This is a genomic window from Rhizobium altiplani (assembly GCF_001542405.1).
Lineage (GTDB): Bacteria > Pseudomonadota > Alphaproteobacteria > Rhizobiales > Rhizobiaceae > Rhizobium > Rhizobium altiplani.
The window spans coordinates 17,099-30,858 of the sequence record NZ_LNCD01000115.1; the positions used below are offsets into that span (position 1 = coordinate 17,099).

Below are 13,760 nucleotides of genomic sequence, written 5' to 3' on the forward strand. Positions count from 1 at the left end.
GCGTGCGGGTTGCAAGAAGGTTGCGCGCAGAGGTCAGCCGCTTGGAGGTGAGAGACCGTCCCTGCCCCTCGAGGCAATGAGGACATCGTGAAAAGCCTCGAACGCGTCCGATCGGTCACCCTTGCGGCGAACGAGAAATGTCTCGACTGCGCCAATCTCGCGGGTGACGATATCGGCGGGCCAGCGCAGAAGGTCGTAGACGGAGCGCGGCATGACGCCGAAGGCGTTGCCGGCGACAATGCTGGCGAGGATCGCATGATAGGAGCCGAGCTCGAGCGTGCGCGGCGAAGCGGCGGCCTCAGCCCACTCCTCGGCCATGCGCCGATAGGTGCAGCCTGGTTCCATCACGGCGAGCGTCCCGACACGCAGATCGGCTGCGGCTTTCACCTCGGGATGCTTCGGCGGAAGGACGAGGATCAGATCCTCGAGATAGATCCGCCGCGCTTCAAACCGGCCGAGGTCGAGATCGGCATAGCGCGTCTCGTCCAGCGACGTCTGCGGCGGCCGCGCGATCAACGCGCAATCCAGCTCTTCGGCGAGCACGCTCTGCATGAGCTCCCGTGTCGCCCCCATCGTCAATTGCAGGGAAACGTCGGGCCACAGCGACCCGAACCGCCTGATAACGTCGGGGAGTCGGCTCGCGGCCGTGCTTTCCATCGTTCCGACGCGCATCACGCCCGATGCAGCCAGCGGCCGCACGGCCTGCTTTGCTTCCACGGCCAGATCGGCAAGACGTGTCGCATAGGATAGAAAGATCGTGCCTTCGCGCGTCAACGACATCTTTTTGCCGTCTCGAGAAAACAGCGCCACCCCAAGATCCTCTTCGAGCTGCTGGACGCGCGTCGTGACGTTCGACGGCACACGCCCCATTGCGGCCGCCGCCTTCGTGACGCTGGAATGCGCCGCGACTGCCTTGAAGATTTCAATTGACGACAGATCCATATATTCGCTCGAAAAGAATACGGGAGGCGCTTTATTCTCTAAATGGAAACGAAAATCAACCGCTCTTTCTGGGATGTGACCGCGTTGCCCGATTTTCCCGCCCTGGCTCGGAAAACAAAAGAGCCGCCGGATTGCTCCGACGGCTCTTCGAAATTCCTGTTCTGTCCGACTTAGTTCGAGTCGAACTTCCGCACTTCCATGAAGTTGACCGCAGTGCCGCTGAAGCGGCCCGGATCGATGGAGGCTGTCTTCGTGAAGCCCTCGGCATAGACCGCGGTCGGCTGGGCACGAAGCGTCTGGCTGACGAAGCGCGGCGCCTTGACCGGCTTGGTGACCATTTCCATGCGGGCATTGGTGAGCGCCCACTGCGAGATGATCTTCTGCGTCAGCTTCGGCTCGGTGCGAACCGTTGCGCGGCTGGCGTCGGCCTCTGCCGCCTCATGCTTCGTCGGGCGGCCGCCCTTGGTCGGCAGGCCCTGCGACAGTCCATTCGCATCGGTCGGCTTCGGTGCATCGAACGCATCGCCGAAGCTTGCGGACTTCGTCGCCGGCATCAGAGCGGCAAGCTGCAATTGCGGCCTTTCGCCCGGAACCTTTTGCGGCATTGCCGCGTTAATAGCCTGCTCGACGCTCGTGACCGGCGCCTGGTTGGATGCGACTTGACGATCGCCATCAACATTTTGCTGGTCGAGGGCATCGGCAACGGCCGGAGAAAGCGTATCTTCCTGGTCCACCATGTCGTCCTCAGCTTCGGCATCGGCACTCGCCGCGGCCAGAAGCTTCTCGGCAAGCGCCGGTCGTTCACCCGGCGTCGGAACCGCTGCGAGATTCCCCGTCATCGCAGATGGATCAGCCGAGGCGACTTCCGCGTCTCCTGGAGAGCGGCGCGGTCCGAGTAGGGAAGGAACCGGTACGCTGTAGGCGCTGAGATCCGCGAACTGCTGCTGACCTTGCTCGGTCACAGCGGAAAGGGCTTGCTGCGCTGCATTTCCGGATTGCGGAGCGACGAGGGCGCTGGCCATCTCGCTACCGCCTGGCTGATTGGCGAACGCCGGACGCACCTGCGGAATCGGCGCGTTTACACTTGCGACTTCAGTAGCCTGCGCGGGCGCTTGCTCGCCGGGATTGGCGGCGTTCGGCATGTTAGCCGCTGGCGGCGTCGCCTTCGCGACCGCCACTGCTGCGCTGCTATCATCATCGGAGCTGTCTTCGGCCTCGTCGGCGCCGCCTCCAAACAGGGCTGCAAACAGCGTCTTATGCTTTGGCTGATCGCCGACCGACGAGCCCGAATAGGCGCCGGAGCTTGCCATCTGCACCTGCGTCGAGCTCACGCGACGCTTGTAATCGGCCACCGCCTGCTCGTAGCCCGGCAGCGGACGGCCATCCGATGGGATGTGCATCGTGTTGCCGTTGGGGAAGAGCCGGACCAGTTCTTCGCGGCTCATGCGCGGCCAGGCGCGGACGCCGCCAACGTCCATGTGGACGAAGGGAGAGCCGGATTTCGGATAGAATCCAACGCCGCCGACCTGCATTTTCATGCCGATACCGCGCAAAGTAGCCAGTTTGACGTCGGGAATGAAGAAATCCATCGCCTTGCCAAGCATATGCTGGCTCTTCTCGGCGACGCCGGAATTGCGCGAACGCGACTTCAGCATGGCGTTGGTGGCCGGAGAACGGAAGCCGCAGACGACGTTGATGTAGTCGCGCGAGCCGCTCTGACGGTAGACTTCCCAGATGAGGTCGAAAAGGCGCGGGTCCATGTTCGTCGGCTGGTTCTTACGCCAGTCACGAAGGAACCGGTTCAGTTGCTGGAGACCCTTCGGGTCGAACCGGCCGTTGCGCTTGTAGGTGATGACGGCTTTTTCGCCGGTATGGACGAAATAGAGTTTGAGACTACGCGTTTCGCCTGCCGCCTCGGAAGGCGAACTGACTAGAACAGGCGACGAAACGGCGAGTGCGAGAAGGGCGGCCATAGCCGTCCTAAACACCTTTCCGCAAAGGCCCGTGGACCTAGTGCGCCAGTTCAAGCGCGAAGGTCTCGTATTCCGATTCAGATCCGGCAACTCAATCCCCGTCAGACAGCCGATGGTCCCTCTTTGACACCGTTGACTGTTAAATGCGGTCACACGATGGCAAAAATGCCACACGCGTTCAACCTTTTCTTTACATAGTGAACAGCCCACTAACAAGTGGTTTATGTTTCGTAACAAAAGATGATTGCCGGAGAGTTAATTAGAAATCCTATGCCGCGTCCTTCAGCGGATTGTCGGGGTCTATGCCGTAATCCTTGAGTTTCCGGTACAATGTGGACCTTCCGATACCCAATTTCCGAGCCACTTGACTCATCTGCCCCCGATAGAATTTAAGGGCGAATCGGATCAGTTCTTCCTCGACATCCGCGAGCTTGCGCACGTCCCCGGCAGGGTTTGTGCTCGCAATTGCGTTGTCGGGCGCCTCCGTGATTCGTGCAACCGCCTCTTCGACGCTGGCCTGATGGGCCGGATAGTCGGTGGCTGAAAAGTCGTTTTGTCGATCGACACGCGTGTTGTCGGCGACCAGCGCCAAATGATCAACGACCTCGTATTCGGGCAGCTGTGCCGCAATCTGCGGGAAATCCGCTTCGGTCAGCTCACCGCCTTCGGCGAGGACCACCGCGCGGAAGATCGCGTTCTCGAGCTGGCGGATATTGCCCGGCCAGTCATAGGCTGTGAGCAAAGCCAATGCACCGGAGCTAACCGACATACGATGGCCGTTCTTCTGCTCGCTCGAGAAGCGCTCGGTGAAGACGCGCACGAGATGCGGAATGTCTTCCTTTCGCTTGCGGAGCGCGGGAATGGTGATCGGGAAGACATTCAGGCGATAGTAGAGGTCCTCGCGGAAGTGGCCGTTCTTGACCTCTTCGATCAGATCCTTGTTGGTCGCCGAAATCAGCCGGACATTGACCTTGTGCGCAGTGCGCGCGCCAACGGTCTCAATTTCCCCCTGCTGGACGGCGCGCAGCAGCTTGACTTGAACCTCGAGCGGCAGGTCGCCGATCTCATCGAGGAAGATGGTGCCGCCATCGGCTTCCATGAACTTGCCGATATGCTTTTCGGTGGCACCGGTGAAGGCGCCCTTTTCGTGGCCGAAGAGAATGCTTTCGACCAGATTGTGCGGAATGGCGCCGCAATTGACCGTGACGAATGGCTTGCCGGAACGGTCGCTGCCGGACTGGATCGCACGGGCGACCAGTTCCTTGCCGACGCCGGACTCGCCTTCAAGCACGACAGGAATGTTCGACTGCGCTGCGCGCTGCGCCAGATCGATGACGCGGAGCATTGCCGGGCTGGCCGACACGATGTCATCGAAGCCGACGGCGCCGGAGCGCGATCGGCGGCCGGCGCGTGCCTTGACCTCGCGCTGGTCGAGCTTCAGGGCGTTGGAGATCGAATTGGCAATCCGCTCCGGAGAGACCGGCTTGACGACGAAATCGAAGGCGCCGGCGCGCATTGCCTGCACCACGGTCTCGATACCGCCCTGCCCTGTCTGGACAATCACCGGAACATGCGTGCCGAATTCGTGCAGTGCCTCGAGGAATTCGAGGCCCGTCATCTCCGGCATCATCAGGTCGAGAACGATGACATTGTAGAGGCCGCTGCCTCTCTTCACCATCTCCAGCCCGATCCGGCCGTTTTCCGCCTGATGGACGACGTGGCCGTGACGCTCTATCGCGTTCTTGAGCAGTCGACGCTGGATCGGGTCGTCCTCGACGACGAGTATCTGCGCTGCACCCTTGAGCTCATGGTAACCGGTCATTGCTGCCTCACTTCATGCGAAACCTGAGAGGCACTCTGGCAGAAAGGCTTGAACATCCAGTTTTGAGAAACAATTGCATTTTAACGTTTGTGACGAGGCCGAATCCGACCCGAAACGGAGCTTGTGGGCAGGCGAAAGCCCCTTGATGCCAAGCCTTTAGCGGCATAGACAGTCAAGCCTGTCGCAAAAGAGGAAGAGGACCCCGATGATGAAAAACACGCTCTCCGGCACCGCCATTAATTTTTCGGCAAGTTCTGCTGCCTCCGCGACCGACGCCGCTCTGGGCGAACTGCCGACTTGGAAGCTGCAGGATCTCTACCCCTCCGCAACGTCCACGGCCTTTACCGCCGACATGGAGAAGGCCGGCAGACAGGCAATCGCCTTCGAAGAGAAGTGGAAGGGCAAGCTTGCCGATGCCGCGACAAAAAAAGGCGCCGAGGGCATCGGTCAGGCACTGAAGGAGTATGAGGCGCTGGACGACATTATCGGGCGCCTCGGCTCCTTTGCCGGCCTTACTTATTTCTCCGACACATCGAACCCGGTGAACGGCAAGCTCTATGGTGACGCCCAGACAAAGATCACCGAATTCTCCAGCCATCTGTTGTTTTTCGCGCTTGAACTCAATCGCATCGACGACGCCGTCATCAATGCCTGCATGGCAAACGACCCGGATGCCGGCCACTACCGACCCTGGCTCATCGACCTGCGCAAGGACAAGCCCTTTCAGCTGGAAGACAAGCTCGAACAGCTGTTCCTAGAAAAATCGATGACCTCGGCGGCTGCCTTCAACCGCCTGTTCGACGAGACGATGGCGGACCTGCGCTTCGAGGTCGACGGCGAGAAGCTGCCGCTCGAAGTCACGCTGAACATGCTGCAGGAAAAGGATCCTGAGGTTCGCCATAAGGCTGCGATGGCGCTGGCGAAGACCTTCAAGGAAAACCTGCGCATCTTCGCGCTGATCACCAACACGCTCGCCAAGGATAAGGACATCTCGGACCGCTGGCGCGGCTTCGAGGACATTGCTGACAGCAGGCATCTTGCCAACCGTGTCGAGCGCGAGGTGGTCGACGCGCTGGCGGCTGCCGTCAAGGAAGCCTATCCCCGCCTCTCGCACCGATACTACAAGATGAAGGCAAAATGGCTCGGCATGGACCAAATGAACTTCTGGGACCGCAACGCACCGCTGCCGGAAACCTCCAATGCCGTGATTTCCTGGAACGAGGCGAAGGACACGGTGCTGTCGGCCTATGACGACTTTGCGCCGGAGATGGCCGCAATCGCCAAGCGCTTCTTCGACGAGCAGTGGATCGACGCCCCCGTCCGCCCCGGCAAGGCGCCCGGCGCCTTCGCGCACCCGACCGTTCCGTCGGCGCACCCCTATGTGCTCGTCAACTATCTCGGCAAGCCGCGCGACGTGATGACGCTCGCCCACGAGCTTGGCCATGGCGTCCATCAGGTTCTGGCCGGCGCCCAGGGCGCGCTTATGTGCCAGACGCCGCTGACGCTTGCCGAAACCGCATCCGTCTTCGGCGAAATGCTGACTTTCCGCGCCCTTCTCGACAAGACCAAGGACAAGCGTGAGCGCAAGGCGATGCTTGCCCAGAAGGTCGAGGACATGATCAATACGGTCGTGCGCCAAATCGCCTTCTACGAGTTCGAGCGCAAAGTCCACACCGCCCGCAAGGCCGGCGAACTGACATCGGATGATATCGGAGAACTCTGGCTCTCAGTGCAGTCCGAAAGCCTCGGGCCGGCGATCAAGATCTCGGAAGGCTACGAGACCTACTGGGCTTATATCCCGCACTTCATCCACTCGCCCTTCTACGTCTACGCCTACGCCTTCGGCGATTGCCTGGTGAACTCGCTCTATGCCGTCTACCAGAAGGCCGACAAGGGCTTTCAGGAGAAGTATTTCGAGCTTCTGAAGGCGGGCGGCACCAAGCATCATTCGGAGCTTTTGAAGCCATTCGGCCTCGACGCCACCGATCCGTCGTTCTGGAGCAAGGGGTTGTCGATGATCGAAGGGCTGATCGACGAATTGGAAGCGCTTGATAAGAGCGCATAAGCTCTCGATCCAAAGGCAGGCATGACCAAGGCTGAACGCTACGTTCTGTTCCGGGATGACACGACCGGGCAAGTGATGCTCTTTTCCGATCCGTCGGAGATCATCATTGCCCGGACGCGCGCCGAGTTCCTTGCGGGCCTTGCCCGTATGGAAGAGGCAAAAGCGGCTGGCAAATGGCTGGCGGGCTACATGGCTTATGAAGCCGGCTACCTCTTCGAGGAAAAGCTCGCCGCTTTCCTGCCTGAAGGCCGGGAGACCCCGCTGCTCGCCTTCGGCGTCTTCGATACTCCCGAAGCCGGTACCCATCCTCTCGCGCAGCAGACACACCGCAGCGAAAACGACGAATTCCTGAGCGAGCCCAAGGCCGGTTGGGACTTTGCTCGATATAAAGAGCGATTCGATCGCCTGCATTGGCACCTACGTCAGGGCGATTGCTACCAGGCAAACCTCACCATGCCGATCACCGCCCGCTGGTCCGGCGATCCGCGCGCCGCCTTCTGGTCGCTGATTTCGAGGCAGCCTGTGAAATACGGCGCGCTGGTCGATCTCGGCGGCCCCATCCTGCTTTCACGCTCGCCCGAGCTCTTCTTCCGCACCGACGAAGAGGGCTGGATCGAAACACATCCGATGAAGGGAACGGCAAAACGCGGGGCCGATGATACCGAGGACGCGGCAATCGTCGCCGCGATGCGCGACGACATAAAGACGCAAGCCGAAAACCGCATGATCGTCGATCTGCTGCGCAACGACATCTCGCGCATCACGGAGGTCGGCACCCTGGATGTCCCGAAACTCTTCGACATCGAGACCTATCCGACCGTCCACCAGATGGTCAGCCACGTGCAGGCGAAACTCCTTCCGAATCTGACCATTCGCGATATCTTCGCTGCCCTCTTTCCCTGCGGATCGATCACCGGCGCCCCAAAACTCAGTGCCATGCAGATCCTGCACGCGCTGGAAGACACACCGCGCGACGCCTATTGCGGCGCGATCGGCTTGATTGCGCCCGGCGGCGGCATGCGCTTCTCTGTGGCGATCCGCACCATTAGCCTCTTTTCCGATGGCAAGGCGGTCTTCAACGTCGGCGGCGGCATCGTCTTTGATTCCACCGCCGAAGCCGAATACGAGGAGTGCCTGCTGAAAGCGCGGTTTGCGATCGGCGATCAGGAGATCGCGCGATGAACGACTTCTCGCTGCTCGAAACACTGCGTTGGGAACCCGAAGCCGGTTTCGTCAGGCTGCGCCTGCACCTGGCGCGCCTCTCGCGCTCCGCGCGCCGCATCGGCTTTCCAGACCCCACGGATGCTGCCGCGAAACTGAAAGAAGCGGTTAGCAGCGCCACAACGGCACGGCGAACGCGTCTGACGCTCGACCGGCTGGGGCAGATCGAGGTCACCACGGCTCCCTTCGCGCCGATACCAGAAGGCACCACATGGAAGGTCCGGATTGCCGAAACCCGTCTCGATTCTGCCGACAAATTGCTGCGGATGAAAACGACGCGCCGTGGTGTCTACGAGACCGCACGCGCCGAATATCCGTCGTCCGAAGTTGACGAAGTTCTGCTTCTGAACGAGCGCGGCGAGGTCTGCGAAGGCACCATCACCTCAGTCTTTCTCGACGACGGATCAGGCGTGTTGCGCACGCCGCCAATCTCCTGCGGCCTGCTCGCCGGCGTCTTGCGCACCGAGTTGATCTGCCAGCGCAAGGCGCGGGTTGGACGCATCTCTGTCCACGATCTGACAGCCGGAACACTCTATATGGGTAATTCGTTGCGCGGACTGATACCGGCCCGCCTCCTCAGCTAGGCCACGATCTTCAACCGATCGCGGCCGCTTTGCTTGGCGTGATACAGGGCTTCGTCGGCGCGGGCATAGACCTCGCGCGCCGTCTCTCCTGGCCGCAACTCAGCCAACCCTGCAGAGCAGGTGTAAGAGAAGGACGGTGCGGTGGGTATCGGACGCGCGCCGCGCACCATTCCGATGAGGCGTTCTATGATCAGTTCGGCCTGCGCCAGGGTCGTATCCGGCAGGATCAACATGAATTCCTCGCCGCCGATCCGCCCGAAGCTGTCACGTCGGCGGATAACCGGCTGCACGCGGCGTGAGAAATCAATCAGCACATCGTCGCCGAACTGGTGGCCATAGATGTCATTGATGCGCTTGAAGAAATCAAGGTCGATGATGCAGATGCAGCCCACAGTGCCGGGATTGGCAGAGGCCTGCCCCGCGATCAGGCTCTCCAGCGCCGCCATCATGAAGCGACGGTTGGAAATACTGGTCAACTCATCCGTCTGCGAGGCCCGCAGCGCAAAGTCGCGGTCCTGCCGTACGTCTCGCCCGCTTTGCTTCAGACAGGTGATGTCGCTGGCAACACAAAGCATCCAGCCGTCTTTCTGCACGGTCTCGGTCATCCAGAACCAGCGACCGTCGACGACGTCGGTTTCGAACGCCCTGAACGGCAGCTTGCCCCGGCGCGATTGCGCGGAAACGAGCCAAGTCTCGAAATCAGCAGTGCGAATGATCGTCCCCTTGCCCGCCTTCGTATTGCGCCGCATGAGTTCCGACCACAAGGGAGTCTCGTCCGGTTCAATGGCGAAAGTCGAACGAAAGGCAGCATTTGCATAGCGCAACCGGTCTTCCTGATCGTAAACGGCGATCAGGACCGCGCTTTCTTCCTGCAATTCGGCAAACCGCTCAGATATCTGGTTCATCCAATTGTTCCGGGGCACGCTGCAAACAATGGTTCGCACTTTGGCGCAGAGCTCAAAAAAGAAGATGGATGGCTCGGCGCCGATTGAATATTCACATGCATCGGAACACAACACCCCGAAAGGAAATTCTGCGATGTTCATCCTCGCCCTGACCTATGTGAAGCCGAACGAGGAAGCCGACAGGCATATGGAGCCGCATATGGCCTGGGTCAAGGAAGGCTATGCAAAAGGCTGGTTCATCGCCTCCGGCCGCAAGGTGCCGCGAACTGGCGGCGTGGTGCTCGCGGTCGGTCAGCATGCCGAAATCGAGGCCTACGTCGCAAAAGATCCCTTCACGGTGCATGGCATCGCCGAATACGAGATCACCGAGGTCGCCATCACCACGACTATCGAGGGATTGGATATTTTAAAGGGCTGATTCACAACCGGCGCACCGCCAATTCACTGTGCTCTACTTGGAGCACGGGCCGCCCCAAACTTAGGTGTACCTCGACCGCCAAAACGCTTCACCATAGAGTCCGCATAGACCGTTGCCCGATATGTCTCTCACGAAAAACAGGAGCGCATTATGTCACAGGCTGAAGCAAAACGCGGTACGATGGGTCAGCAGAAGTCAGGTATGACCCAGAACAACACCTCACAGCCCGGCAGATTGCGGCCCGAAGAGTTGGTCCCGTCGCGCTACGCGGTCCGGGTCGGTGAGATTGACGTGCTGGTGGTCAGCGATGGGGTACTGCCGCTTCCAACCGCGATGTTGGGACATAACGCCGACCCGACCGCCCGGGCGGCCTGGCTTAAGGACATGTTCCTGCCGCCGGACGCTTTCGACTGGGCGCTGAACGTGGTCGTGGTGCGCAGCGGCGGGCAGACCATACTCATCGACGCTGGGCTGGGGTTTGACCCGAACTTGAACTTGCCGCGGGCAGGGCAGTTGGCCAAGCGACTGGAGGCGGCCGGCATCGATCTTGGATTCGTCACCGACGTCGTGCTGACCCACATGCACATGGACCACGTTGGCGGATTGCTGGTCGACGGAGTGAAAGAGCGGCTGCGGCCGGACCTGCGGATTCACGTGGCGGCCGCCGAGGTCAAATTCTGGGAGGCGCCCGATTTCTCCCGCGTCTCGATGCCGCCGGGGTTCCCGGACGCGCTTCGGGCGGCCGCCAAACGGTTCACGGAAGAATACCGCAGCCATCTGCGGCTGTTCGATGAAGAGCAAGCGGTGGCGCCGGGCGTGGTCGCCACACGTACCGGCGGTCACACCCCTGGGCACAGCGTGGTCCGCGTGGCGTCCGGCAACGACCGGCTGATGTTTGCCGGCGACGCCGTGTTCGCGGTCGGGTTCGAACACCCCGACTGGTATAACGGTTTCGAACACGATCCAGAAGAAGCGGCCCGCGTCCGGGTCCGACTTTTGCGGGAGCTGGCGGAGACCGGCGGACTGCTGGTCGCCACGCATCTGCCGTTCCCGTCCGTTGGCCACGTTGCAGTCGAGGGCGACGATTTTCGTTGGGTGCCGGTCTTCTGGGACTACTGAGGGCTTGTCGGGTCAGGGCATGAGCCAAATCTGGCCCCATCCGGACAGTCTGTGGCGGACGGTCTTCCATCGGGGGACATTGGCGGCATAGAGTGCGATCATGACGCCTCTGACCTATACACCCTATGGCGGCTCCGCCCGGCCTTTCACCATCGGTTTGATGCCGCTCGATCCTAGCCGCTGGATCGAGCCGGATGACGATTGGGCCCGCTATGTCGGCGAGAAACGACGCCTGATCGAGACACATCGCGACGAGATCTTCGTTGCCGAGGCGGATACCGCGGAGGCACAGCAGGAGGTCTTCGATCTCCTGCTGGCTTATCTTGCGGAATATCATCCGAAGCTTGCCGACACCGTTGCCCATGCAACCGAGCCGGATGCACCGCCCCTGCTGCGTGCCGGCCTGCTGGTGCAGGACGATCTCGTCATCATGCGACGCAGGGAAGACGGCTGGCATCTTGGCGCCGGCTTTGTCGCCTTCCCGTCCTCATGGTCGCTGCAGGAGAAGTTCGGTCGCCCGATGCAGGCGATTCACGCCGACGTGCCCGGTTTCGGCGAAGGTACGCGTAACGCGGCACTCATCACCCGCATCTTCGATAACCTGCAGGTTTCGCAACCTGTGGAACGGCTGAACTGGTCCGTGAACGTCACGGATGAACTATTTTTGCCACTCTCCAAACACCGCCGCCCGCCGTCGGCCGACCCGTTCACGCTCGCCGAGCGCTTTGCTCGCGTCGAGCGCCAGACGCTGCACAAACTGCCGAAGTCGGGCGATATTCTGTTCACCATCCGCGTCTATGTCGATCCGATAGCCGCGATCGCCGACCACCCGAATGCCGCCAAACTTGCCGGAAGCTTCGCCGCGCAGCTGGATAGTCTCGATGAGCAGCAGGCGGCCTATAAAGGTCTGATACTGCAGAAGGACGAACTCGTCGCGAAGCTTCGAGCGCTCGCGGACACCCTCTCTCCCGCCTGAGTTTTATGCTCTCGCTCTTTATTGTGACGCCGTTTTGTGGTTAGAGCCGATAATCTAGCATTCTCTGCGCAATTTCCAGATGAATTCCTAAAGGCCTATCGCCTTCGTCGCCTTCCACAGGAGAAAAGAAAGAATGACGGAACAAACCCACCCGGTATATGCCGAAATTACTGGCCCGATCGTGATGATCGGCTTTGGCTCCATCGGCCGCGGTACCCTGCCGCTGATCGAGCGCCACTTCAAATTCGACAAGAGCCGGATGGTAGTCATCGACCCGCGCGACGACGCAGATCACACCGAAATCATGGCAAAGCATGGCGTGAAGCACATCAAGGCTCATGTCACGAAGGAAAACTACAAGGAACTGCTGAAGCCGCTTCTGACCGAAGGCAGTGGCCAGGGTTTTTGCGTCAATCTCTCCGTCGACACCGGTTCGGTCGACCTGATGAAGCTCTGCCGCAAGCTCGGCGCTCTCTACATCGATACCGTCATCGAGCCCTGGCTCGGTTTCTACTTCGACAAGAGCATGAAGAATGCCGACCGCACCAACTACGCACTGCGTGAAACTCTTCGCAAGGAAAAGGCGAAGAACCCGGGCGGTCCGACTGCTGTCTCCACCTGCGGCGCAAACCCGGGTATGGTTTCGTGGTTCGTCAAGAAGGCGCTCGTCAACCTCGCCAACGATATCGGTGTGAAGTTCGAAGAGCCGGATCAGCACGACCGCGAAGGCTGGGCGAAGCTGATGAAGAAGGTCGGCGTCAAGGGCATCCACATCGCCGAGCGCGACACGCAGCGTACCAAGCATCCGAAGCCGCTTAACGTCTTCTGGAACACCTGGTCGGTCGAAGGCTTCATCTCCGAAGGCTTGCAGCCGGCCGAACTCGGCTGGGGCACCCACGAAAACTGGATGCCGAAGAACGGCAAGAAGCACAAGAAGGGTTGCAAGGCTGGTATCTACCTCGAGCAGCCGGGCGCCAACACTCGCGTCCGCACGTGGTGCCCGACCCCCGGTCCGCAGTACGGCTTCCTCGTAACGCACAACGAGGCGATCTCGATCGCCGACTTCTTCACCGTTCGCGACAAGGACGGCGAAGTCACCTTCCGTCCTACCTGCCACTACGCCTACCATCCGGCGAACGACGCGGTTCTCTCGATGCATGAGATGTTCGGCAACGGCGGCAACCCGCAGCCGGTTCACCACGTTCTCGACGAGGACGAGTTGGAGGACGGCATCGACGAACTCGGCGTCCTGCTCTACGGCCATGAGAAGAACGCTTACTGGTACGGTTCACGCCTGTCGCTGGAGGAAACGCGCCGCATCGCGCCTTACCAGAACGCGACGGGCATGCAGGTCACCTCCGCCGTTCTCGCCGGCATGGTCTGGGCCCTTGAAAATCCGACGGCCGGTATCGTCGAAGCCGACGAAATCGACTACAAGCGCTGCCTCGAGGTGCAGAGCCGGTACCTTGGCCCGGTCGAAGGCCACTACACCGAGTGGACGCCGCTGGAAGGTCGCCCGGGGCTCTTCCCGGAAGAGATCGACACCAAGGATCCGTGGCAGTTCAAGAACATCCTCGTTCGCTGATGCCAGCCCGAACCGCATTTGAAGATGCCCGCCTTGCGGCGGGCATTTTTGTAACGCCTGCTGTATAAATGCCGTCATGAGACCTTGAAGTCTTGCCTTAACTACCAGCTCGCGCCATGTGTTTCACAACCACACGGATAGTTCTCGTTC

The 13,760-nt window shown here is 60.7% G+C and carries 10 protein-coding genes and 2 pseudogenes; 7 read left to right on the forward strand and 5 right to left on the reverse strand.

Annotated features, from left to right (window positions below):
* Positions 1–33: 33 nt before the first annotated feature.
* The 4 genes and pseudogenes from AS026_RS26850 to AS026_RS26860 all read right to left on the reverse strand — a co-directional run.
* Positions 34–942: a LysR family transcriptional regulator gene (locus AS026_RS26850; RefSeq protein WP_062373026.1), complete on the reverse strand. Its 909-nt coding sequence runs from the start codon at positions 940–942 to the stop codon at positions 34–36.
* A 170-nt stretch (positions 943–1,112) separates the two neighbouring features.
* Positions 1,113–3,005, reverse strand: a complete 1,893-nt coding sequence (locus AS026_RS26855) for a peptidoglycan L,D-endopeptidase MepK (protein ID WP_062373029.1) — start codon at positions 3,003–3,005, stop codon at positions 1,113–1,115.
* A gap of 178 nt (positions 3,006–3,183) precedes the next feature.
* Positions 3,184–3,408: pseudogene (locus tag AS026_RS44660) on the reverse strand (helix-turn-helix domain-containing protein); the annotation flags it as partial.
* Between the two features lie 65 nt (positions 3,409–3,473).
* Positions 3,474–4,737, reverse strand: a pseudogene (locus AS026_RS26860) (sigma-54-dependent transcriptional regulator); the annotation flags it as partial.
* Between the two features lie 208 nt (positions 4,738–4,945).
* On the opposite strand from AS026_RS26860, the gene AS026_RS26865 reads away from it, so the two are divergent.
* Genes AS026_RS26865 through AS026_RS26875 form a run of 3 tightly spaced genes read left to right on the forward strand, consistent with a single transcriptional unit; the run spans position 4,946 to position 8,607 of the window.
* Positions 4,946–6,802, forward strand: a complete 1,857-nt coding sequence (locus AS026_RS26865; protein WP_062373108.1) for a M3 family oligoendopeptidase — start codon at positions 4,946–4,948, stop codon at positions 6,800–6,802.
* Positions 6,803–6,823: 21 nt separating this feature from the next.
* On the forward strand, positions 6,824–7,984 hold the full coding sequence (locus AS026_RS26870) for an aminodeoxychorismate synthase component I (protein WP_025658034.1): 1,161 nt from the start codon (positions 6,824–6,826) through the stop codon (positions 7,982–7,984).
* Positions 7,981–8,607, forward strand: coding sequence for an aminotransferase class IV family protein (locus AS026_RS26875; RefSeq protein ID WP_025658033.1), 627 nt, complete (start codon positions 7,981–7,983; stop codon positions 8,605–8,607). Before AS026_RS26870 ends, AS026_RS26875 begins: the two co-directional genes overlap by 4 nt.
* Here the strand turns inward: AS026_RS26875 and AS026_RS26880 are convergent.
* The gene (locus AS026_RS26880; protein WP_062373033.1) at positions 8,604–9,512 is read right to left on the reverse strand and encodes a sensor domain-containing diguanylate cyclase; all 909 of its coding nucleotides are present in this window, start codon (positions 9,510–9,512) and stop codon (positions 8,604–8,606) included. The genes AS026_RS26875 and AS026_RS26880 overlap by 4 nt on opposite strands.
* A gap of 133 nt (positions 9,513–9,645) precedes the next feature.
* Here AS026_RS26880 and AS026_RS26885 point away from each other — a divergent pair, with 133 nt between their 5' ends.
* The 4 genes from AS026_RS26885 to AS026_RS26900 all read left to right on the forward strand — a co-directional run bounded on the left by AS026_RS26885 (position 9,646) and on the right by AS026_RS26900 (position 13,610).
* Positions 9,646–9,930, forward strand: coding sequence for a YciI family protein (locus tag AS026_RS26885; protein ID WP_062373110.1), 285 nt, complete (start codon positions 9,646–9,648; stop codon positions 9,928–9,930).
* Between the two features lie 180 nt (positions 9,931–10,110).
* Complete coding sequence (locus AS026_RS26890; protein WP_062373114.1) at positions 10,111–11,049, forward strand: MBL fold metallo-hydrolase; 939 nt, start codon at positions 10,111–10,113, stop codon at positions 11,047–11,049.
* A 100-nt stretch (positions 11,050–11,149) separates the two neighbouring features.
* Positions 11,150–12,025: a heme-dependent oxidative N-demethylase family protein gene (locus AS026_RS26895; protein WP_062373036.1), complete on the forward strand. Its 876-nt coding sequence runs from the start codon at positions 11,150–11,152 to the stop codon at positions 12,023–12,025.
* Positions 12,026–12,158: 133 nt separating this feature from the next.
* Complete coding sequence (locus AS026_RS26900) at positions 12,159–13,610, forward strand: homospermidine synthase (protein WP_062373039.1); 1,452 nt, start codon at positions 12,159–12,161, stop codon at positions 13,608–13,610.
* The last annotated feature ends 150 nt before the right edge of the window (positions 13,611–13,760 follow it).

What these genes read in the sequence shown, in the direction of transcription:
- AS026_RS26850 (WP_062373026.1), bottom strand. Translation starts at nt 942, where the DNA reads ATGGATCTGTCGTCAATTGAAATCTTCAAGGCAGTCGCGGCGCATTCC.
- AS026_RS26865 (WP_062373108.1), top strand. Translation starts at nt 4,946, where the DNA reads ATGAAAAACACGCTCTCCGGCACCGCCATTAATTTTTCGGCAAGTTCT.
- AS026_RS26870 (WP_025658034.1), top strand. Translation starts at nt 6,824, where the DNA reads ATGACCAAGGCTGAACGCTACGTTCTGTTCCGGGATGACACGACCGGG.
- AS026_RS26875 (WP_025658033.1), top strand. Translation starts at nt 7,981, where the DNA reads ATGAACGACTTCTCGCTGCTCGAAACACTGCGTTGGGAACCCGAAGCC.
- AS026_RS26880 (WP_062373033.1), bottom strand. Translation starts at nt 9,512, where the DNA reads ATGAACCAGATATCTGAGCGGTTTGCCGAATTGCAGGAAGAAAGCGCG.
- AS026_RS26885 (WP_062373110.1), top strand. Translation starts at nt 9,646, where the DNA reads ATGTTCATCCTCGCCCTGACCTATGTGAAGCCGAACGAGGAAGCCGAC.
- AS026_RS26890 (WP_062373114.1), top strand. Translation starts at nt 10,111, where the DNA reads ATGGGTCAGCAGAAGTCAGGTATGACCCAGAACAACACCTCACAGCCC.
- AS026_RS26895 (WP_062373036.1), top strand. Translation starts at nt 11,150, where the DNA reads ATGACGCCTCTGACCTATACACCCTATGGCGGCTCCGCCCGGCCTTTC.
- AS026_RS26900 (WP_062373039.1), top strand. Translation starts at nt 12,159, where the DNA reads ATGACGGAACAAACCCACCCGGTATATGCCGAAATTACTGGCCCGATC.